The sequence below is a fragment of the Pseudoalteromonas sp. MMG006 genome, from assembly GCF_018101025.1.
Taxonomy (GTDB): domain Bacteria; phylum Pseudomonadota; class Gammaproteobacteria; order Enterobacterales; family Alteromonadaceae; genus Pseudoalteromonas.
The window spans coordinates 189,464-207,578 of the sequence record NZ_JAGJEJ010000001.1; the positions used below are offsets into that span (position 1 = coordinate 189,464).

The window sequence follows — 18,115 nt, forward strand, 5'->3', positions numbered from 1 at the left end:
AGCCTTGGTTAATTACAGAGGTAATTGTTGTAGGTCGTTGAGCGGTAAACCATCTGCAATGGTTTTTAATGCAATACCGCTTGGTAAAATAAGTTCGGGTGTAAGTTCTAGTAACGGATAAACTACAAACTCACGTTCGCATAAACCATAATGTGGCACCGTTAAACGGGTCGTATTAATAATCTGCTGGCCAAAAAGTAGCGTGTCTATGTCTAGCGTGCGCGGCCCCCAACGTTCGGCCTTTCTAACACGGCCGTGCTCAAGTTCAATTGCTTGAGTTAAATCAAGTAATTGCTCTGGCTCAAGGGATGTTTTTATACAGGCTACTGCGTTAACGTAATCGGGCTGATCTTGCGGGCCCATAGGTTTACTTGCATAGTAATGCGATACGCTTATAAATTCGCAATTAGGCAGCTTTTTAAGCGCTGTTACTGCGTTATCAAGCTGCTCTTTTGGTGAGTTTAGGTTGGCTCCTAAACCCAAATAAACACACTGCATGTTTCTACTCAGTTGGCTTTTTTGTATTACGGCGACGAGGGCGTTTACGTGGCTTAGGTCCACCTTGATGGCCTAAGTTTTTCACCATTTCTTTTTGACCGTTAATATCTTGGCTTAAGTATTGAGTCCACCACTGCGCTAATTCGCTGTGTTGTGTTTCGCCTGCATCTACGCGCAATAATAAAAAGTCGTAAGCTGCTTTAAAGCGAGGCTGTTGCGTTAGCCTGTAAGCTCGTTGGCCTGCTCGTTTATCTAAACGATGCTGAATATGCCAAATATCGCGGGCCCCTAAGGTAAAGCGTTTTGGTACAGCAATATGCTGTGAGTTTTCGCTGAGTACTTTATTCATTGCTTGTGCAAAAGCGTCATATTCAGAAAGTTGCTCTTGGTTTTGAATCTTTTTAGTACGTTCAAGTAGCGGAAACCATAGTAACGCTGCAAATACAAAAGCGGGTGTTACTTTTTTATCAGCATTTATGCGTTTATCGGTATTTTGAAACATTTGCTGAACAAATGCAGTTTCAAGACCGTCAGGGTTTTTATCTAAAATTTTATCAAGTTCAGGAAATAGCGACTTAAACAAACCGTATTGGCGTAACATTAAAAAGTTAGCTTCAGCTTTACCGTTTAAAAACAGTTTAAGTACTTCTTCAAACAAACGCGCAGGCGGAATGTTATCAAGTAAGCTGGCAAGTGCAGTAATTGGCTTTTCGCTATTAGGTGCAATGCTCATATCAAGTTTGGTAGCAAAGCGTACCGCTCGTAGCATACGAACAGGGTCTTCACGGTAACGTGTTTCAGGATCGCCAATTAGCTCAATTTGCTTTGCTTTAATTGCAGCTAAGCCGTTAGCGTAATCGTGAATGCTAAAATCGTTAATTGAGTAATACAAAGCGTTGATTGAAAAGTCACGGCGCTCTGCGTCTTCTTCAATGCTACCAAAAACGTTGTCGCGCAATAATTGCCCTTCGTTACTTGATTGGCTTATTTGGTTTTTGTCTTCTTGCGCTTCATGGTGCCCGCGCATTGTGGCTACTTCAATAATTTCGCGACCAAAAACAATGTGCGCTAAACGAAAGCGGCGGCCAATAAGGCGACAGTTTCTAAAAAGCTTTTTTACCTGATCAGGCGTTGCATTTGTTACTACGTCAAAATCTTTTGGCTGTTGACCTAACAATATATCGCGAATACAACCACCAACGAGGTAGGCATCGTAACCGCCATCTTTTAAGCGGTATAATACTTTGATTGCATTTGGGCTAAATTGTTTGCGAGAAATACCGTGCTCACCACGCGGGATCACTAGCGGTTCGCTACTTACAGTGGCACTTTCAGTATTGGTACTTGGGCCAATAATCTGCCTGCAAAATTGAAAAAGCTTGGAAATAATAATCTGTCTCCTACAGAAGGTGTTGATTGGCTCTGTATTGCAATCAAAACTGCAGCAAGTATAGGCGTTAAAACGTATTACTGGCTGCTTAACATAATTAGCATATATTTAGGCGGCTATCATATACCAGCAGGGTTTAAAAATTAAGTTGATGTGTTGAAATTAAGCCGTTTTTAGCTATTTTATTTGCTTAAATGCGTAAATTGGACTGCTTGATGAGTAGGATGTTGAGAAATTTGTATTTCAGGCACTTTAGGTACTTGCCTTAAGCTAAAGTTTTTAATTCCCCACGCAATTAATTGTTCAATATTTAAATCCATTAAATCAGCGTTGATGGGCAAACCTAAAAATTCAAACGCGCTAATCAAAGCCGGTTTTGGGTTTTGTGTACTGATTGCGGGTGCGTAATTTTGTTTAGAGAGTTTAAAGCCTGGCTCTGCCACCGCTAAAGGTAAATGGGCAAACTCAGGGATAGGGCTGTTAAGTTGTTTAAATAAACTTATTTGCCTTGCTGTTGGCTCTATTAAATCAGCACCTCTAACAATACGATTTATACCTTGGTCAATATCATCGACAACCACAACAAGCTGGTATGCAAATAATCCATCACTTCGCTTTATAAGGTAATCTTCAAAGGCGAGGGCTTTATTTACGTTTATATCACCTTGGATTAAATCGCTAAAATGAGTAGTGGGGTACTGCTGAGTAAGGCGAAGTGCACCTGTAGTTGTATCATGATTAAGTGACTTGCAATACCCTTGATAAATACCACCAATGGCTTTTATTTGTTTACGCGTACAACGACATGCATAAATAAGGTTTTGTTTTAAAAGTGTCTGAGTAACATCTTGGTATAAGTCTAAGCGCTGCGTTTGATATACAACGGGTTCATCCCAGTTTAGGGCATAAGCTTGTAGGGTGTGTAAAATATCGGAGTCGGCGTTTTTGACCACGCGCGTAGTATCTATGTCTTCTATACGTACTAACCACTTTCCTTGGTTAGCTTTAGCATCAAGAAAGCTACCCACAGCCGCCACAAGTGAGCCAAAATGTAATGGCCCAGAAGGAGACGGTGCGAAACGACCGCGATAGTCACGCAAAGGCGTGGTAACGGCTGTAGGAGACATAGTTAATTAATATTGGTTAATTAACCGCGTCCAGCTTGTTTTTCTTTGATTTCTGCAAGTGTTTTACAATCTACACATAAATCAGCAGTTGGGCGCGCTTCTAAGCGGCGAATGCCAATTTCGATGCCACATGATTCACAAAAGCCAAAATCATCTTCTTTAATTAAATTGATTGTTTTTTCAATTTTTTTGATCAGTTTACGTTCGCGGTCACGAGTTCTTAGTTCTAAAGAGAACTCTTCTTCTTGCGCAGCGCGGTCAACTGGATCAGGAAAGTTAGCAGCTTCGTCTTGCATATGCGATTTTGTGCGGTCAACTTCGTTACGTAAGTCGTTGCGCCATGCTTCTAAAATCGCTTTAAAATGAGCACGTTGTGCTTCATTCATATACTCTTCGCCCGGCTTTTCTTGGTATGGTTCTAAACCGGCCTGAGCCAATAAACCATGTCTTTTTTGGTCTGGCATAACTCTCTCCTAAATCCTTAATTTAATGCCTCAGCATTAGCCGGCGGTATAAATAGCAGAATCTTATACCCTAGGCAAATTTATTTTTGATTAATCGAATTAGCTTTAACCATATTTTGCGACTAAAAAGCACTTTTATTGCTAATTGTCCTTTTAATAGCCGTGTTTTCGCTTTCTAAAACTTGCCTATTAGTATGGGCAAAAAGTTTAAAAACAAGTTAAATTTTTAATTTTAAGCATTATAGACTCATATTTTTACGAGTTAGCTATAAATGCAATTTTCTCATTGAGTATTACTTCATTGGCACTAATGCTTGCTTTATAAACTAAAACCTCAACACCTTTACTAATAGCGTAGTTTAGCAAGGCATTATATTTTTCATCTATATGCGCAGCACCGCTCACTTTATTTATCCCTTCGTGCAATACAGCGAACAGTAATACTGCTCGGTGGCCTTGTTCGATCATTTCTATGAGTTCGCGAATATGTTTTTGCCCACGCAGCGTTTGCGCATCCGGAAAATAGCCTTGACCACTTTGGGGGTCGCTTTGACTTAGTAATGTGACCGATTTTACTTCAACGTAGCAATCACTTTTACTGCTATCGGTAAGTAAAAAGTCTATGCGGCTATTTTCACTGCCGTACTTTACTTCGCTTTGTAGTTGCTCATAGCCGTTAAGCTCAGTAATAACATTGTTGTTTATAGCCTCTTCAACCACTTTATTAGCAATGGCTGTATTTACACAAATAAGTTGCGATAAATTATTTTTGGTCAGCTCTAATGATTGTGGGTATTTTCGCTTGATGTTATCGCTGGTTGAATAAAAAGCGCTAAATCCAGGTTCTGCACAGCCAGTCATTTTGCCTGTGTTGGCACAATGAGCGGTAAACTCGCTGCCATCTTTAAGTTGTAGGTCGGCTAAAAAACGTTTGTAGCGCTTTAATAAGGTCGCGCTCTGTAGGGCCGGGCTGTATTTCATTAAATATTCCAATACTAAACGCAGCTGGTACGTTGGTTTATGTTATTTATCTCAAGCTGTTGGGAACTTGTGCGCACTATAGTAAACTCGTTGGCACATTTAAGTGCAAGGGTATTCTAACATGAGTGAAAAATTTGTTGTTCAACTAAGCGAACAAGCAGCACCGAGTCATTGGGGCGAAAGCGCCACGTTGTCTTTTAACGAGCAAGGCGCAACGGTTCATTTATCTGAGCAAGAAACATTAAAAAATGTTCAAAAAGCAGCGCGTACTATTGCTAACCAAGGCGTTAAAAGCGTTGTATTAGCAGGCGATGCATGGTGCACCGAAAGCCAGTGGGCTTTTTACCAAGGCTTTGTAACACCAAAGTTATTAGATGGTGTTGAATTTACAGATAACGCACAGTCAGATATTAAAGAGCTTGCACATTTAAAAGCCTCGGCTACCTGGGCACGTGAAATGGTAAACGGCACAGCTGATGACATTTACCCTGAGAGCCTTGCTGAAAAAGCCGCTGAGTTTATTCAATCATTAGCGCCTGAGCACGTAAGCTACCAAATTATTAAAGGTGATGCATTATTAGAGCAGCAGTGGATTGGTATTCACGCTGTTGGCCGTGGTAGTGTTCGCCCACCAGTATTACTTGAGCTTGATTACAACCCTACAGGTGATGAAAATGCACCAGTAAGTGCAGCCCTTGTAGGTAAAGGTATTACATTTGACTCAGGCGGTTATTCAATCAAGTCAAGCGAAGGTATGCTTGGTATGAAGTGCGACATGGGCGGTGCAGCAACGGTAACCGCAGGTTTAGCATTGGCTATTAACCGTGGTGTAGAAAAACGCATTAAGCTATTTTTATGTTGTGCAGAGAACTTAATCTCTGGTCATGCATACAAGTTAGGCGATATTTTAACTTACAAAAACGGCACGACGGTTGAAATTGTAAATACCGATGCAGAGGGGCGCTTAGTACTTGCCGATGGCCTAATGGCTGCAGGCGAAACGGGTGCACCATTAATTATTGATGCAGCTACGTTAACAGGCGCTGCACTTGTTGCTGTTGGCCAAGAGTACAACGCATTATTTGCACTAGATAAAGAACTTGCTCGTGAAGTAGAAGATTTTGCGTCTCAAGAAATGGAAGCGGCATGGCCATTACCACTTGAAAAATGGCATCAACAAAATTGCCCGTCACCTTACGCTGATACCGCTAATAGCCGAGCTCAAAAGGGTGGCGGCTACGGCGGCGCATCAAATGCAGCTGGCTTTTTATCACGCTTTGTACCAAATGACGGTAAAGGATGGGTACACATAGATTTAGCTGCTGCATTTAATATGGGCAGCACCAGTCAATGGGCTGCGGGTGCAACGACACAGGGTATGAGAACAGTTGCGCGTACCTTGTTAGAAAAAGCTTAATATTACGTAAAATGAGCTTTTAATACTTTATATAGGCACCTTTTGGTGCCTATTTTATTATTTACTTACAAGCAATTTTTTTTTATTTGCGGTAAAATCCTGCGCCAATACCTGTTTGAGTGTTTATTTATTGGCTAAAGCGCCTTCACTCAAATGTTATACTCACCACTGGGGTTCAAACTATGTCAGATAAGTGCTACATCACAGCTCAACAGCTACTTGAAGATTCATTCCGCGTAGCGGCACAAGTTTATAAAGACGGCTTTCGTCCAGACTTTATTATTGGTATTTGGCGAGGTGGTGCACCAATTGGTATTGCTGTGCAAGAGTATTACGATTACAAAGGCATTGAAACAGATCATATTGCTGTACGTACTTCGTCTTATTACGGCATTGGCAAGCAATCAAAAGAGATTAAAGTTCACGGTCTACACTACATTGTAGAAAATGCTAACGCAGGTGATTCGCTATTGATTGTTGATGACGTATTTGACTCAGGCCGCAGTATTGTAGCCCTTAAAGAAAAACTTTCTGAGTTAATGCGCTTAAATCTCCCTAGCGATATTCGTATTGCATGCCCGTACTACAAACCAAAAAACTCTAAAGTAGATACAATCCCTGATTACTACATTCATGAGTCGGAAGAGTGGTTAGTGTTCCCGCATGAGCTATCGGGTTTAACGCCAGATGAAATCATTGAAGGTAAATCAGACCTTGCGAAGATTCACGATATTTTACTAGAAAAGTAGTATGTAATTTATCCATAAAAAAAGGCCGTTAAGGCCTTTTTTTATGGATAAATTTTAAAGAATTTAAAGTTGAGCAAAGCTATCAACATATTCGCTAAGTTTGGGAATATCGACCGCCTGTAAACCGTGCGTACTTCTTTGCACTAGATTTTTTTCAACGAGCTCTGTCACAACACGCCTGTACGCGCGCTCAGTGGTAGCAAAACGTTCGGCTTCGGCATTTACTGTGGGATAGGCTCTTAGCAGCGTAGGGTTGTTATTCTCGGCTCTTAATAAGCAATCTTTAGCTATGTTGTAGCTCAGGGGGAGTAATAGCTTATCTAAATTGATTTTTTGGTTTTCCTGAAACTTAGCCGCGATAGTTTGTGCCGTGTATAAGCTAAGTTCTGGCTTTTCGAGTAATAATGCTCGCCAGTGTCGTAATTCAATTAAGTTATAGGTTACATCACTAAAACACGTAACAGTATAAATACATGGGTTATTGTTAAGCGCTTCTATTTCGCCTATTAACGTATTATTGCAATCCAATTGACCTAACAGCAGGCGGCGTCCATTGCCTACATCGTAACTAAACGACACAGTGCCACTGCGCACAAGTACAAGCTTGCTTAAGGGCTGATCTTGGTGGATCAGCACTTCTTTTTTTGATTGCTGATAACTACTACCCGCAAAGGTAAGAAGTTGCTCAACAAGATAACTAGAAAAATGGTATTGAAACATCAATATGCTCTTCGGACAATTGTCCTATTTATTACACCTTAATGACGTTAACATTAAAGCTCTAAGAATTTACGCTAACTTGCAATTACATTTAGCTTTGCTAATTGTATTATTTTACCTTCATTTCCCGTGTAATGGTTTAGAAAGTTGTTGGCAACCACCAGCAAACTTTTTTGGGTTTTTATGCAAGTTAGCTTTTTTATTTAATACTTTGCAATACTTATAAGTGCAATAAGTTAGCAGTAATGTAATGCTAACCTAAAGCCTAGGAGAGAACAATTGAGTTGGGAATATTTAGGTTATATTGCATCAGCTTTGTTGGTTGCATCGTTAACAATGACCGATGTAGTTAAACTACGTTGGTATAATATGTTTGGCTGTATTGTTTTTACAGCTTATGGTGTGGCAATTGGTGCCGTACCTGTCATTTTTACTAATGGCCTACTTGCGCTAGTAAACATGTATCACATTTTTAAATTATATCGCCAGCCAAAAGTGGTTTCAGCTAAAAGCTAAACCACTCGATAGCGCTAAAAAGGGTTAACTTCAAACGTTAACCCTTTTTTGGTTTTATTTACCGCTTACCGCTTACCTCTTTTTCGTATTTAAGCTTTCCGGCAATCCATGTTTGTAATACATGGGTATTGTAAATTTCTTCAACGGGTACTTTAAAGTAATCTTTGTCTATTAAAATAAAGTCAGCCCATTTACCTTGCTCTAAGCTACCAACTTTAAACTCTTGGTGCGCTGCATAGGCACCCCCTAATGTGAATGCACGTAAGGCATCTTCTCTGCTTAACACTTCACTTGCACGCCAGCCATTTTCAGGCAGTTTATTATGATCCATTCGTGTGATAGCTGAATACAAACCATCGAACGGGTTGGCAAGTTCTACGGGGTAATCTGACCCTGCAGCCACTACCGAACCTTGTTTTAGAAATGTTTGCCAAGCATAAGCGCCACTTAGCTGTTTGTCAGTTAAACGCTGCTCTGCCATGTGCATATCTGATGTTGCATGCACAGGCTGCATAGATGGAATTATTTTTAATGTTTTGAAGCGAGGAATATCGTCAGGCGTTACAATTTGTGCATGCTCTATACGGTTTCGAAGAAGTATTCCGCCGGTTTTTTTAAATACATTTTGATAGGCATCTAGTACTACCTTATTTGCTTTATCGCCAATAGCGTGCGTATTTGCACTAAAGCCACTTTTAAAGCTTTGAGTAAAAATAGATTCTAGCTTTTGCTGTGTTTCAAGCATTAAGCCATGATGACCAGCTCTGTCCGCATACTCTTCAATAAGAGCAGCGCCACGAGAGCCTAATGCGCCATCGGCATATACTTTTACACTACGAATTTCCATAAAGTCATTTTTATCGTGGTAGCGGCCTGCTTTTAGCATTTCTTCTAAATCTGGGCTTGCACCGCTTAACATAGCCACAATTCTAAGTGGTAAGTTACCCAAGTCACCACGTTCTTTGTAAACTTGCCATGTTGTTTTATCAATGCCTGCATCGTGTGTTGAGGTAATGCCTAGACTTAATAAGTGCTTGCCAGCTGCATCAAGTGAATTGCTAATATCGTCTTTTGAAGGCGCTGGCATATGTTTTGTAATTAGCGCTTCGGCTTTATCAACAAATACGCCAGTAGGATTGCCAAACTCATCTTTTATTATTTCACCGCCTTCAGGGGCTTTTGTTGTAGCGGTTATACCTGCAAGTTCAAGTGCTTTACTATTTACCCAAATAGCGTGACTGTCAACGCGAGAGAGAACCACTGGGCGGTCGTTAACTATTTTGTCTAAGTCTTTAGCTGTTGGAAAGCGGGTATCGCTCCAAAGTTCTTGGTTCCAACCTCGGCCTATGATCCAGCCCTGTTTATCTTTTGCAAACTCTTCTAATTTTGAGGTAACGTCCTTAACCGATTTTGCACCTCGTACATCTAATTGCGATAAGTTGTCGCCAAGGCCAATTACATGGCCGTGCGCGTCAATCAAACCTGGTAGCAAAGTGTTACCATGCGCATCAATCAGTTTCGCATCAGGAAAACTATTTTTAAGCGCTTCGCCACCTAGTTTTACTACTTTACCGTTTTTAATAACTAGCGTAGAAAATTGCTGTACTTCACCTTTGTATAAAGGCGTGTAGCCGTTTGCGTTGAATATAACTTTGGTTTGAGCAACCGCGTGGTAAGAACTAGCTAAAATGCTTGCTAGTAGCAGTGGTTTTATCAATGTTTTTAGTTGCATAAGGTATTATTTTTTATTGTTTGTGCGTTAACACTAGCAAACCAAAATTTATAATACCAATGCGAGGTCGTTTTTCTGGGTTAATAAAAAGCTGAATACGAGGTTCCAGCTTTTTATTAAAGTTATTTACTGGCGTATATACCAAATTCGCTCAGTGAAAGTCGGCTGTCTTTATCTCTATCATAGCTTGCAAAACGTGACCATAAGGCGGGGTCTATTGCAGTTTCTGCCCGAGATAAAAAGCCATTTTTGTTTCTATCTAGTTTTTTAAATTGCTCTGCAATATCGTTGGTGGCTGCAAAGGAAGTGGTGCTAAAAATACTAAACGCTAGGAGCGTTATATAGCTTATGTTTTTCATACAAATCACTTAGTAGAGGTTGTTGGTTAGGTAATTTTTGAATTCGACTAACGAAATTTGATTATCTTGGTTCTTATCCCACATTATAAATGTACTTAATAATTGTGGTTGAGGTTCAAGCTCATCTTGGGTTAGGTAGCCACTTTTATTGCTATCGAGGTGATCAAAGCGTTGCTTTACGTCAAGTGCTGCGGCATTAAAGCTAAAAAGTAAAAATAGGCACGATATAGCTGTTAGTATCTTCATGGTTTTCCTTCCAAAAGACATATTTTAGTTTGGCTACAGAAAAGAGAAAAAGCACTTGCCGTAATTTAATTCCCAACATTAAATCCGTTTACACACTCCCTCAGGGATTATGGCAAATGCTTTTAATTCTACTTTAACAGTAACAATCTTAAGTGAAACTTAATTAGCGAGTGTTGATTATGGTTTAAAACTCTCAAACTCTTTTTTTGAAACTTTTTCATCGTCGTTTTCATCTAAATCAGTAAATTGTCTCATTACTTCCTTATCTTGCTTTGCTTCAGCAAGTGAAATTTGCCCGTCCATGTCTGCGTCTAAATGGGCAAAGCGAACATTTACCGGCGATGCTAAAACTGTTGCGCTAATGGCTAAAAACATTAATGAAAAAGCGGCTATAAGTTGTTTCATAATCACGTTCCTTATTTAATGAGTTATTGAATAAACTTTTTGAATTCGTTTAGCGACAATTGACCATCTTGGTTAGTGTCAATTTGCGAAAAGTTTTCGTGAAGTACGGCGTCTTCACCAGCTTCGGACTCACTTAAAGTACCGTTACTGTCTTTATCTAGTTCATTAAAAGTAGCTTGAACGTCCATTGCAAAGGCACTTGTGCTAAAAATACCTAAAGCAGCTAATGATAAAATCACTAAAAAGCGGTTGTTCATAATTATTTCCTTATTAAATAAATTTAAATTAGCAATTACAAAAACAGTGCCAATATTTATTTTTATTTTTAATCAATAGTTTAGGTTTTTTGTTGTGTTTAAATAGGAAGTTTTTACAGAACTTTGTGTGATTTTTGCAACATATTTAAAGGCATTGCTTCGTATAGCTGAGATATCAACAGGTTAGGTTGTTGCTATTTGGCAACAATTAATAAGTCAAAGGGCTTGAACGCATTAAATATAATTACTGATTCAGCCAGTGTATAAAGTAAAAGCCTGATAATAGATGCTAAAAAGCAAAGGATTAAACACAATGCCAACCATTATGGCTAAAAAGTACCATGCATTACTTAATTGGCGTCCTAATTTAATAGGGCAGTTTGTCATAAGTATGCTGTTATCTTTATTACCACTTTCGTTAGTGGTTATTGTGTTTTTGAATGCGCTTAATAAACAACTCGCCGTTACTCAGCAAATAGTCAGTAATAATTACCTCGTTACCAAATCATTTAACACCTTAAAGCAAGATCTCAATAGTTTAGAGCGTGCGACTCGGCAAAACTGGGTTTTAAAAAGTGAATCTCTTGATGAGTTAATAGTAAATAAATGGCAAGCATCGCTGCAAACAATTGAGGAGCTAACTCAACTTAGTGCATCAGCCGATTACAATGCTAAATGGCGGCGTTTAGCGCAAACCTTACAAGCAGCTCATACTCAATTAGTCGAAGAAAAACAGCAGCAAGCTGAGCTATTCTTACCTATTAGCGACTTAGTAGCAGAGCAAACTATATGGCTTCGTGACGTAAACGCAGCACAAATACAGAGTAATCAAAACGAGCTTTCTTCACTGCAGTCTTCATTTATTAATTGGTTAGTAGCACTTATTCCGCTTACTTTAGTTGTTGGTGGCGGTTTTTTATGGCGTATTAGTAAGCGCCTAAAGGGTTTAACGTCAGTAATCGACAAGTTAGGGCAAGGGCATTGGCAGCAAAAAATAGCCGTACATGGCTCTGCAGAGCTCGTAGAACTTGGTAATAAACTACAGTGGGTGCAAGAGCAGCTACATGTACTTGAACAGCAAAAAGATACCTTTTTACGCCATGTAACACACGAGCTAAAAACACCGCTTGCTTCAATGGTCGAAGGAACTGATCTTTTAAGTGATGAAATTGTAGGCCCTATAACCGATGAACAAAAAGCAGTCCTTGAGCTGATCAGCCAGTCAATGGTGCGCCTGCGAACCATGATTGATAGTTTACTTAGCTACAATGCAATTCGTACCAGCAAAGATAGTTTAAGCGAGGTAGAGTTTAGCTATTTAATTAAGAAAATTAATAGTCATTTTGAACATCGTCTAACGGCAAAAAATCAAACTCTTCAGTGGCAAAATAACTTATCAAATAAACCACTGGCCTTGCCTAGTGAATTAATAGAAATGATTTTAATACAGCTCATTTCAAATGGTTTAAAGTTTTCAGAGCAAGGGCAGCACGTAGCTATAGATATATCGCTTGAACAAAGCCAGCTTAATATAAAAGTAATAGATAATGGCTGTGGTATAAAAGAGCAAGAAAAAACACAGATTTTCGGCGCATTTTATCAAGGTAAACATAATAAAGATGTTACGCTGCAAGGCAGTGGATTAGGCTTAACCATAGTTAAAGAGTCGGTTGAACAACTAAGAGGTAAGTTGAGCGTTGAGCATAACGAGCCTAGTGGTTGCCAATTTTTAATAAAAATTCCCATTATAAAAAATCAAGGAGTTAACTAGCATGCGCTCGCGTTCAATGGCTATTTTATGTGTGCTGAGCAGTACTATTGTTTTATCAGGCTGTGAAATAAACAATGCACATCAACGTGCTGTATCTTCACCTGCGGCTGTAACTGATACAACAACAAAAAATAAAAGCACATTACCTAGCCCAAAAGTACGCCCTAAAAGCGATCCGATCTATCCACCCACAGAGCAAGTTATTGCCTGGCATGCTAATCAATGTGGTGGGTTTAAAGTAATCCCTGTAAAGCAAACTTACTTAGGTGAAACTGAGCTTAAACACTTTTTTAAATACATGTGCTTAAACGTAAATACCAACCCTAATGCGGTTATGAGTAAATTACTAAAGCTTGATTTGGCTTACTTTTGGCCTGACGATATAAAGCAATACTTATGGCTTCAAAAGCAGCAAGTAACAATGCAAATAAATGCCAAAAAAGAACAACAAGCGCTAAATGATAAAATGCAAGAAACCCTTACGTCATTAGCAACCATAGAGCAGCAGCTTTTATTGCGTGAAGATACCAAGGATCAGTAATTATGGCCGAACAAAAGCCGCAAGGTGCAAAAGTATTATTAGTTGACGACGACGCCAGCTTATTAAAGTTATTGGCCATTCGTATTGAGTCAAAAGGCTATGAGGTAACTACTTGCGAAAGTGGTATTACGGCACTGCAAATACTCAAAAACCAAGTGTTTGATGCGGTAATAACCGATTTACGAATGGACGAAATGGATGGCATGACGTTACATCGCCAGTTGCAGAGTCGCTACCCGGCACTGCCTGTTATTATGATGACAGCTCATGGTTCTATTCCTGATGCTGTAGAGGCCACTAAACAGGGCATTTTTGCTTTTATAACAAAACCAGTAGATAAAGATGAGTTATTCGACAGCCTTGCAAAAGCCATAGAAATTCATGGCGTAAACGCCGATGAAGTTGTACCAAAAAGTAATATTGTGACCCGCAGTGGCGCTATGTTGCATTTGCTTGAGCAAGTAAAACTACTTGGTCCAACACAAGTTAATGTGCTTATCTCTGGTGCCAGCGGTACAGGTAAAGAGCTACTTGCTCAGGCTATTCATCAACACAGCCATGTAAGCGAAGGACCATTTGTTGCTATTAACTGTGGTGCTGTACCTGGAGAGCTTTTAGAGTCTGAATTATTTGGCCATAAAAAAGGTGCTTTTACAGGGGCTGTGAAAGATCACCAAGGTTTGTTTCAACAAGCGCAGGGCGGCACGTTATTTTTAGATGAAATTGGCGATATGCCGCTTAACCTTCAAGTTAAGTTACTGCGAGTACTTCAAGAAAAAACCATTCGCCCGGTGGGTTTTCAAGAAGAAATTCCTATAGATGTGCGAATAGTGTCTGCAACTCATAAAAACTTACCGGATGCGATTTTGAATCAGCAATTTAGGGAGGATTTATACTATCGCCTAAATGTTGTTAACTTAAAATTACCGCCACTTCATGAGCGCCGTGAAGACATAAGTCTGCTTGCTCAGCATTTTAGCGCAAGTATTGCAAAACGTATGAACCAAAGCGAAAAACGTTTTGCAAGCGATGCCATGCGTGCGCTTGTACGCTACGATTGGCCAGGTAATATTCGTCAACTACAAAACGTAGTAGAGCAAGTTGTTGCATTAACGCCAAGCGAAGTAATATCAGAACACTTAGTGTTAGCAGCTCTCAATAGTAACGAAAAAAATGTAGAGCCATTATCACTTAACGATGCTAAAAAAGAGTTTGAACGCGATTATGTAATCAATACATTAAAAATGGCGGGCGGTAATGTAGCCGAAGGCGCAAAGCTTGCTAAACGTAACCGTTCAGACTTTTATAAACTGATTAAAAAACATAATATCGATGTAGATAATTTATAAAGGTAAGCAAATGCAGTTATTTATGGTGTATTTAGGTGGGCGAATTCAAGGCTGCCATATAGAAATGCACGATATTCGCTTTGTAGTAGGGGAGAATATAGAACAAACCTACTCAAAGTTAAAAAGCCAATGGGTGGGCGATAAAAGTAGCGTGCATATGGATAGTTTTATGGCTATAAACCATATAGATGGCTTTAAAGTTGAAGTGGTTGATACTTATGTTGAGCAAAATAAGCAGCTTTATTTTGTTAATTTAGGCGCTTATAGAAGCGACTCTATGGCTGAGCAACACGACTTTGCATTGTATGTTGCAAGTAGTAGTAATGAGGCTAAACAACGCGCCAAAAACGATTTACTCGCAGGCCTTAGTCATATTCATAAAGATGATTTACACGATGTGGATGAGTGCTTTGCCATTGACTTACTCGACAGCCAATTAAATATTAAACTGACCCCGAGCGGGCAAGCTCAAATAATAAAACCTGACTGGTTTGGCTATCATATTTTATAAATTAGCTTACTTAGGGATAGCGCGTGAAAAAATTTGGATTGTGGTGCTTAATTATATTGTTAAGTGGATGTGAGTCGGTCTCTCACTTGGCTCCAGTAAGAGATCTTAACGAGCTAGTCAAGCAAGTAAAAACTAACCCTACAGACGTCAAAAGTATAAAAAAACAGGTAGAAAAAACACATTATTCAATTAAGCAGCAAGTAGGAAGTGTTAGTAAATTATTAGCTGTGCTGGAAAGTGTCGTTAGTCGTAAGTGGGGAAAAGGAAATACTCAGCAACCAACGCGCAAAAAATATGTAAAATACAGCAATAACTATCAAGCTAGAGCAATTATTGATTTTGAAAGCAGCACTGTTAGAGTCGAGACAATAGCAACTAAAAATACAGATGTGCTACTGACTAAAGCGATAGTTACAACATTATTAACCTCAAGCGATCCACATAAAACAGATATTTTTACCAGCAAATCACCTATTTTAGAGGGAGAGCCTTTTTTATATCAGCAAGTTTTAGATGAAGATGGATTACCAATAAAGTATCAATGGCGAGCAAACCGTTTTGCTCGGTATTTAGTTGAAACTAAGACGCAAAAAAAACGTAGTAACGGTCACTCAATCACATCTGTGTCCTTTCCTTTAGTGGAACAAAATGCACACTTACGAAAGCAAAAGTATAGTGATTATGTTTTAGCTGCATCAAAAAAATATAAAATATCTGCATCGCTTATCTACGGTATTATTGAGACAGAGAGTCATTTTAACCCTTATGCAGTAAGCTCCTCTAATGCGTATGGGTTAATGCAAATAATACCTGCAACGGCAGGCAGAGACGTCTATCAGAGAATCAAGAAAGTTTCAGGCCAACCGACTAAAGCAGTCCTTTTTGATCCTAAAAATAATATTGATATAGGAAGTGCTTATTTAAGTATTCTACAAAATAATTATTTGAATAAAATTAACGCAGATCAAAACCGACATTATGCGATGATTTCATCTTATAACGGCGGTGCAGGAAATGTATTAAGAATATTTAACCAAAGTAGAGATGTCGCTTTTTCGCAAATAAACAGACTTACGGCTAGCCAATTATACGAAATATTGACCACTAAACACTCTAGAGAGGAGTCTCGCAGATATTTAGAAAAAGTAACTATTGCAGAAAAGTCTTACCAATAGATAATACATAGTGGTTAATCACTACTTTTCATCACTACCTTCTTCGCTTTTAGCTGCCATTTTAAATGCCACAATAACTAATCCAAACATAGCAAATGGCAGTGCTGCCAACATGTATTCAACCATGTTGCTGTCTTGAAAGTTTGCTTGCATTAAAAAATGTCCCGCCACGCACATTAAAATAACCACTAATAAAATGGGGAGTAACATAAGTTCTTTTTTTGATGAATGGTTTTTCATTGAATGTGAGGCTACGGCTTAAAAACAATGCGCCATTGTAATGAGCTTCCTTTAGCTTGGCAAACGCCGCAGAGTTTTTTAAATAATGATATGATTAGCGTCAAACAATTGGGCAAGTGTTATTGGGAATAAAGTGAGAAGTAGCTTAAAAAAAGTATACCTAGTAGGTGGTGCAGTGCGCGATCAACTACTAAATATAGAATCAAAAGACAACGACTATGTAGTAATAGGTGAAACGCCACAAACTATGGAGTCACTTGGTTTTGTACCAATAGGTAGCGACTTTCCAGTTTATTTACACCCAAAAACAAAAGAAGAATATGCACTTGGCCGTACTGAGCGAAAAAGCGGTAAAGGCTATACCGGCTTTGTGGTTGATGCCAGTCCAAATGTAACCCTTGAAGAAGACTTAGCAAGGCGCGATCTAACTATTAACTCAATGGCGCTTGACGAAAATGGTAACATTATTGACCCATTTAATGGCCAAGCTGATTTACAAAATAAAATACTGCGCCACACCACAGGGGCTTTTGTAGAAGACCCCGTCCGTGTATTACGTATTGCGCGGTTTTTAGCGCGCTATGGCAGCCAGTGGAGTATTCACCCAAGTACTTATGCACTAATGCGCGAGCTTAAAAATAAGGGAGAGCTTAATCACTTAGTACCCGAACGGGTTTGGCTTGAAACCGAAAAAGCTCTTGGCGAAAAACACCCAGAGCTTTATTTTAAAGCGTTACATGGCTTAGGGGTTTTTCCTGAAATAGAGCGAATGGAGGGTGTACCCCAGCCAGCGAATCATCACCCAGAAGGCGATGTATTTGTACATACGATGCTGGTGTTAAGGCGCGCTGCTGATTTGAATTTTAACCTTGAGACACGTTTTGCTGCACTTACTCATGATTTTGGTAAAGCCCTGAGCTTTAAAAAACGCGGTAATTTACGCGGCCATGAGCGCGAAGGTGTTGCTGTAGTTGAAAAATTTTGTGAGCGTTTAAAAGTACCCAACCGGTTTCGTGATATTGGTGTGCTCACCAGCGACAACCATACTTTGTGTCACACGGTTGATCAGTTAAGGCCGCAAACTATCCATAAGTTAATCGTGACTAATTTAAATGCACTTGAGCATCCTGAGCGGTTTATTGCGTTTACTCAAGCATGCCAGTGCGACGCGCAAGGTCGTGGAGAAACATTGATTGATAAGCCATATCCACAAGCAGTTAAGCTGCGTGAAATTTTTAGTGAATTACAAAAAATGGACAAAAAGCAGGTAGTGCAAAGTGCACTTCAAAGCGGTAAAAAAGGGCCTGAAATAGGTGAGGCTGTAAAGCTTGCTGAAATAGAGTGTATTAAAGCATTTTTGCAAAATAGCATGGCTTAAATCATTAAGTGATGCTAAATAAGATACTCTGAAACACCTTTGTTTTTATCAATGTCAGGTTTTCTAGCGTCTTTATAATGTGTGCTTTGTGGGTTGATATTTTCAGATTCAGATTGTTTATCTGGCCTGTATAAGTCAAAAATAAAATCTATTTCTTCACGTTCTAGCAAGGATGTATTCATCGGTATTCCTTTAATTTAATACTTTACTATGATGTAGGGTATGGTCATTTGACTGAATTAAAAATGAATAGTTTTATTTAGAGTGGTATTAAATTGTAACTGGCGGG

22 protein-coding genes are annotated in these 18,115 nt (G+C 39.2%); 9 read left to right on the forward strand and 13 right to left on the reverse strand.

Annotated elements, in window-relative coordinates; all coding sequences use genetic code 11:
- Positions 1–12: 12 nt before the first annotated feature.
- The 5 genes from folK to sfsA form a co-directional block, all read right to left on the reverse strand.
- On the reverse strand, positions 13–498 hold the full coding sequence (gene folK, locus J8L73_RS00810; RefSeq protein ID WP_211014239.1) for a 2-amino-4-hydroxy-6-hydroxymethyldihydropteridine diphosphokinase: 486 nt from the start codon (positions 496–498) through the stop codon (positions 13–15).
- A gap of 4 nt (positions 499–502) precedes the next feature.
- Positions 503–1,801: a polynucleotide adenylyltransferase PcnB gene (gene pcnB, locus J8L73_RS00815; RefSeq protein ID WP_211014241.1), complete on the reverse strand. Its 1,299-nt coding sequence runs from the start codon at positions 1,799–1,801 to the stop codon at positions 503–505.
- A gap of 269 nt (positions 1,802–2,070) precedes the next feature.
- Complete coding sequence (gluQRS, locus tag J8L73_RS00820; protein WP_210999084.1) at positions 2,071–3,015, reverse strand: tRNA glutamyl-Q(34) synthetase GluQRS; 945 nt, start codon at positions 3,013–3,015, stop codon at positions 2,071–2,073.
- A gap of 20 nt (positions 3,016–3,035) precedes the next feature.
- On the reverse strand, positions 3,036–3,479 hold the full coding sequence (gene dksA, locus J8L73_RS00825; protein WP_058547146.1) for an RNA polymerase-binding protein DksA: 444 nt from the start codon (positions 3,477–3,479) through the stop codon (positions 3,036–3,038).
- Positions 3,480–3,734: 255 nt separating this feature from the next.
- Positions 3,735–4,460 (reverse strand): DNA/RNA nuclease SfsA, encoded by a 726-nt coding sequence (sfsA, locus tag J8L73_RS00830; protein ID WP_211014243.1) that lies wholly within the window; start codon positions 4,458–4,460, stop codon positions 3,735–3,737.
- A gap of 121 nt (positions 4,461–4,581) precedes the next feature.
- Here sfsA and pepB point away from each other — a divergent pair, with 121 nt between their 5' ends.
- Both pepB and J8L73_RS00840 read left to right on the forward strand, forming a co-directional pair.
- Positions 4,582–5,877 (forward strand): aminopeptidase PepB, encoded by a 1,296-nt coding sequence (gene pepB / locus J8L73_RS00835; RefSeq protein WP_210999086.1) that lies wholly within the window; start codon positions 4,582–4,584, stop codon positions 5,875–5,877.
- Positions 5,878–6,059: 182 nt separating this feature from the next.
- Positions 6,060–6,626: a phosphoribosyltransferase family protein gene (locus J8L73_RS00840; protein WP_058547149.1), complete on the forward strand. Its 567-nt coding sequence runs from the start codon at positions 6,060–6,062 to the stop codon at positions 6,624–6,626.
- Positions 6,627–6,689: 63 nt separating this feature from the next.
- Here the strand turns inward: J8L73_RS00840 and J8L73_RS00845 are convergent, their stop codons facing one another.
- Complete coding sequence (locus tag J8L73_RS00845) at positions 6,690–7,346, reverse strand: cyclic nucleotide-binding domain-containing protein (protein ID WP_210999087.1); 657 nt, start codon at positions 7,344–7,346, stop codon at positions 6,690–6,692.
- Positions 7,347–7,625: 279 nt separating this feature from the next.
- On the opposite strand from J8L73_RS00845, the gene J8L73_RS00850 reads away from it, so the two are divergent.
- Complete coding sequence (locus J8L73_RS00850) at positions 7,626–7,862, forward strand: YgjV family protein (RefSeq protein WP_210999088.1); 237 nt, start codon at positions 7,626–7,628, stop codon at positions 7,860–7,862.
- Positions 7,863–7,920: 58 nt separating this feature from the next.
- Here J8L73_RS00850 and J8L73_RS00855 read toward each other — a convergent pair whose 3' ends face one another.
- The 5 genes from J8L73_RS00855 to J8L73_RS00875 all read right to left on the reverse strand — a co-directional run bounded on the left by J8L73_RS00855 (position 7,921) and on the right by J8L73_RS00875 (position 10,861).
- Positions 7,921–9,594: an amidohydrolase gene (locus tag J8L73_RS00855; RefSeq protein ID WP_211014245.1), complete on the reverse strand. Its 1,674-nt coding sequence runs from the start codon at positions 9,592–9,594 to the stop codon at positions 7,921–7,923.
- Between the two features lie 122 nt (positions 9,595–9,716).
- Positions 9,717–9,953: an EF-hand domain-containing protein gene (locus J8L73_RS00860; RefSeq protein ID WP_211014247.1), complete on the reverse strand. Its 237-nt coding sequence runs from the start codon at positions 9,951–9,953 to the stop codon at positions 9,717–9,719.
- A gap of 9 nt (positions 9,954–9,962) precedes the next feature.
- Positions 9,963–10,199 carry an EF-hand domain-containing protein gene (locus tag J8L73_RS00865; protein WP_211014249.1) on the reverse strand — a complete coding sequence of 79 codons (237 nt, stop codon included), beginning with the start codon at positions 10,197–10,199 and terminating at the stop codon, positions 9,963–9,965.
- Positions 10,200–10,376: 177 nt separating this feature from the next.
- Positions 10,377–10,604 (reverse strand): hypothetical protein, encoded by a 228-nt coding sequence (locus J8L73_RS00870; protein WP_211014251.1) that lies wholly within the window; start codon positions 10,602–10,604, stop codon positions 10,377–10,379.
- Positions 10,605–10,627: 23 nt separating this feature from the next.
- Positions 10,628–10,861 (reverse strand): EF-hand domain-containing protein, encoded by a 234-nt coding sequence (locus J8L73_RS00875; protein WP_211014254.1) that lies wholly within the window; start codon positions 10,859–10,861, stop codon positions 10,628–10,630.
- A gap of 313 nt (positions 10,862–11,174) precedes the next feature.
- On the opposite strand from J8L73_RS00875, the gene J8L73_RS00880 reads away from it, so the two are divergent.
- The 5 genes from J8L73_RS00880 to J8L73_RS00900 are packed head-to-tail and all read left to right on the forward strand — an operon-like array spanning position 11,175 to position 16,208.
- Positions 11,175–12,632 carry a HAMP domain-containing sensor histidine kinase gene (locus J8L73_RS00880; RefSeq protein ID WP_211014255.1) on the forward strand — a complete coding sequence of 486 codons (1,458 nt, stop codon included), beginning with the start codon at positions 11,175–11,177 and terminating at the stop codon, positions 12,630–12,632.
- A 1-nt stretch (position 12,633) separates the two neighbouring features.
- Positions 12,634–13,173 (forward strand): hypothetical protein, encoded by a 540-nt coding sequence (locus tag J8L73_RS00885; protein ID WP_211014257.1) that lies wholly within the window; start codon positions 12,634–12,636, stop codon positions 13,171–13,173.
- A gap of 2 nt (positions 13,174–13,175) precedes the next feature.
- The gene (locus J8L73_RS00890; protein WP_211014258.1) at positions 13,176–14,522 is read left to right on the forward strand and encodes a sigma 54-interacting transcriptional regulator; all 1,347 of its coding nucleotides are present in this window, start codon (positions 13,176–13,178) and stop codon (positions 14,520–14,522) included.
- Positions 14,523–14,532: 10 nt separating this feature from the next.
- Positions 14,533–15,033 (forward strand): DUF1543 domain-containing protein, encoded by a 501-nt coding sequence (locus J8L73_RS00895; protein WP_211014260.1) that lies wholly within the window; start codon positions 14,533–14,535, stop codon positions 15,031–15,033.
- Positions 15,034–15,056: 23 nt separating this feature from the next.
- Entirely contained in the window at positions 15,057–16,208 is a 1,152-nt protein-coding gene (locus tag J8L73_RS00900) for a murein transglycosylase domain-containing protein (protein WP_211014262.1), read from the forward strand.
- Positions 16,209–16,229: 21 nt separating this feature from the next.
- Here the strand turns inward: J8L73_RS00900 and J8L73_RS00905 are convergent, their stop codons facing one another.
- A complete protein-coding gene (locus tag J8L73_RS00905; RefSeq protein ID WP_210999098.1) occupies positions 16,230–16,448 on the reverse strand; it encodes a hypothetical protein in 219 nt (72 codons plus the stop codon).
- Positions 16,449–16,581: 133 nt separating this feature from the next.
- Here J8L73_RS00905 and J8L73_RS00910 point away from each other — a divergent pair, with 133 nt between their 5' ends.
- Positions 16,582–17,826, forward strand: coding sequence for a multifunctional CCA addition/repair protein (locus J8L73_RS00910; protein ID WP_211014264.1), 1,245 nt, complete (start codon positions 16,582–16,584; stop codon positions 17,824–17,826).
- Positions 17,827–17,840: 14 nt separating this feature from the next.
- On the opposite strand, the gene J8L73_RS00915 is transcribed toward J8L73_RS00910, so the two are convergent.
- Entirely contained in the window at positions 17,841–18,008 is a 168-nt protein-coding gene (locus J8L73_RS00915; RefSeq protein ID WP_211014266.1) for a hypothetical protein, read from the reverse strand.
- Positions 18,009–18,115: the final 107 nt, after the last annotated feature.

What these genes read in the sequence shown, in the direction of transcription:
- J8L73_RS00845 (WP_210999087.1), bottom strand. Translation starts at nt 7,346, where the DNA reads ATGTTTCAATACCATTTTTCTAGTTATCTTGTTGAGCAACTTCTTACC.
- J8L73_RS00860 (WP_211014247.1), bottom strand. Translation starts at nt 9,953, where the DNA reads ATGAAAAACATAAGCTATATAACGCTCCTAGCGTTTAGTATTTTTAGC.
- sfsA (WP_211014243.1), bottom strand. Translation starts at nt 4,460, where the DNA reads ATGAAATACAGCCCGGCCCTACAGAGCGCGACCTTATTAAAGCGCTAC.
- dksA (WP_058547146.1), bottom strand. Translation starts at nt 3,479, where the DNA reads ATGCCAGACCAAAAAAGACATGGTTTATTGGCTCAGGCCGGTTTAGAA.
- J8L73_RS00915 (WP_211014266.1), bottom strand. Translation starts at nt 18,008, where the DNA reads ATGAATACATCCTTGCTAGAACGTGAAGAAATAGATTTTATTTTTGAC.
- J8L73_RS00840 (WP_058547149.1), top strand. Translation starts at nt 6,060, where the DNA reads ATGTCAGATAAGTGCTACATCACAGCTCAACAGCTACTTGAAGATTCA.
- J8L73_RS00865 (WP_211014249.1), bottom strand. Translation starts at nt 10,199, where the DNA reads ATGAAGATACTAACAGCTATATCGTGCCTATTTTTACTTTTTAGCTTT.
- J8L73_RS00855 (WP_211014245.1), bottom strand. Translation starts at nt 9,594, where the DNA reads ATGCAACTAAAAACATTGATAAAACCACTGCTACTAGCAAGCATTTTA.
- J8L73_RS00885 (WP_211014257.1), top strand. Translation starts at nt 12,634, where the DNA reads ATGCGCTCGCGTTCAATGGCTATTTTATGTGTGCTGAGCAGTACTATT.
- gluQRS (WP_210999084.1), bottom strand. Translation starts at nt 3,015, where the DNA reads ATGTCTCCTACAGCCGTTACCACGCCTTTGCGTGACTATCGCGGTCGT.
- folK (WP_211014239.1), bottom strand. Translation starts at nt 498, where the DNA reads ATGCAGTGTGTTTATTTGGGTTTAGGAGCCAACCTAAACTCACCAAAA.
- J8L73_RS00875 (WP_211014254.1), bottom strand. Translation starts at nt 10,861, where the DNA reads ATGAACAACCGCTTTTTAGTGATTTTATCATTAGCTGCTTTAGGTATT.
- J8L73_RS00880 (WP_211014255.1), top strand. Translation starts at nt 11,175, where the DNA reads ATGCCAACCATTATGGCTAAAAAGTACCATGCATTACTTAATTGGCGT.
- J8L73_RS00895 (WP_211014260.1), top strand. Translation starts at nt 14,533, where the DNA reads ATGCAGTTATTTATGGTGTATTTAGGTGGGCGAATTCAAGGCTGCCAT.
- pepB (WP_210999086.1), top strand. Translation starts at nt 4,582, where the DNA reads ATGAGTGAAAAATTTGTTGTTCAACTAAGCGAACAAGCAGCACCGAGT.
- J8L73_RS00890 (WP_211014258.1), top strand. Translation starts at nt 13,176, where the DNA reads ATGGCCGAACAAAAGCCGCAAGGTGCAAAAGTATTATTAGTTGACGAC.
- J8L73_RS00905 (WP_210999098.1), bottom strand. Translation starts at nt 16,448, where the DNA reads ATGAAAAACCATTCATCAAAAAAAGAACTTATGTTACTCCCCATTTTA.
- J8L73_RS00870 (WP_211014251.1), bottom strand. Translation starts at nt 10,604, where the DNA reads ATGAAACAACTTATAGCCGCTTTTTCATTAATGTTTTTAGCCATTAGC.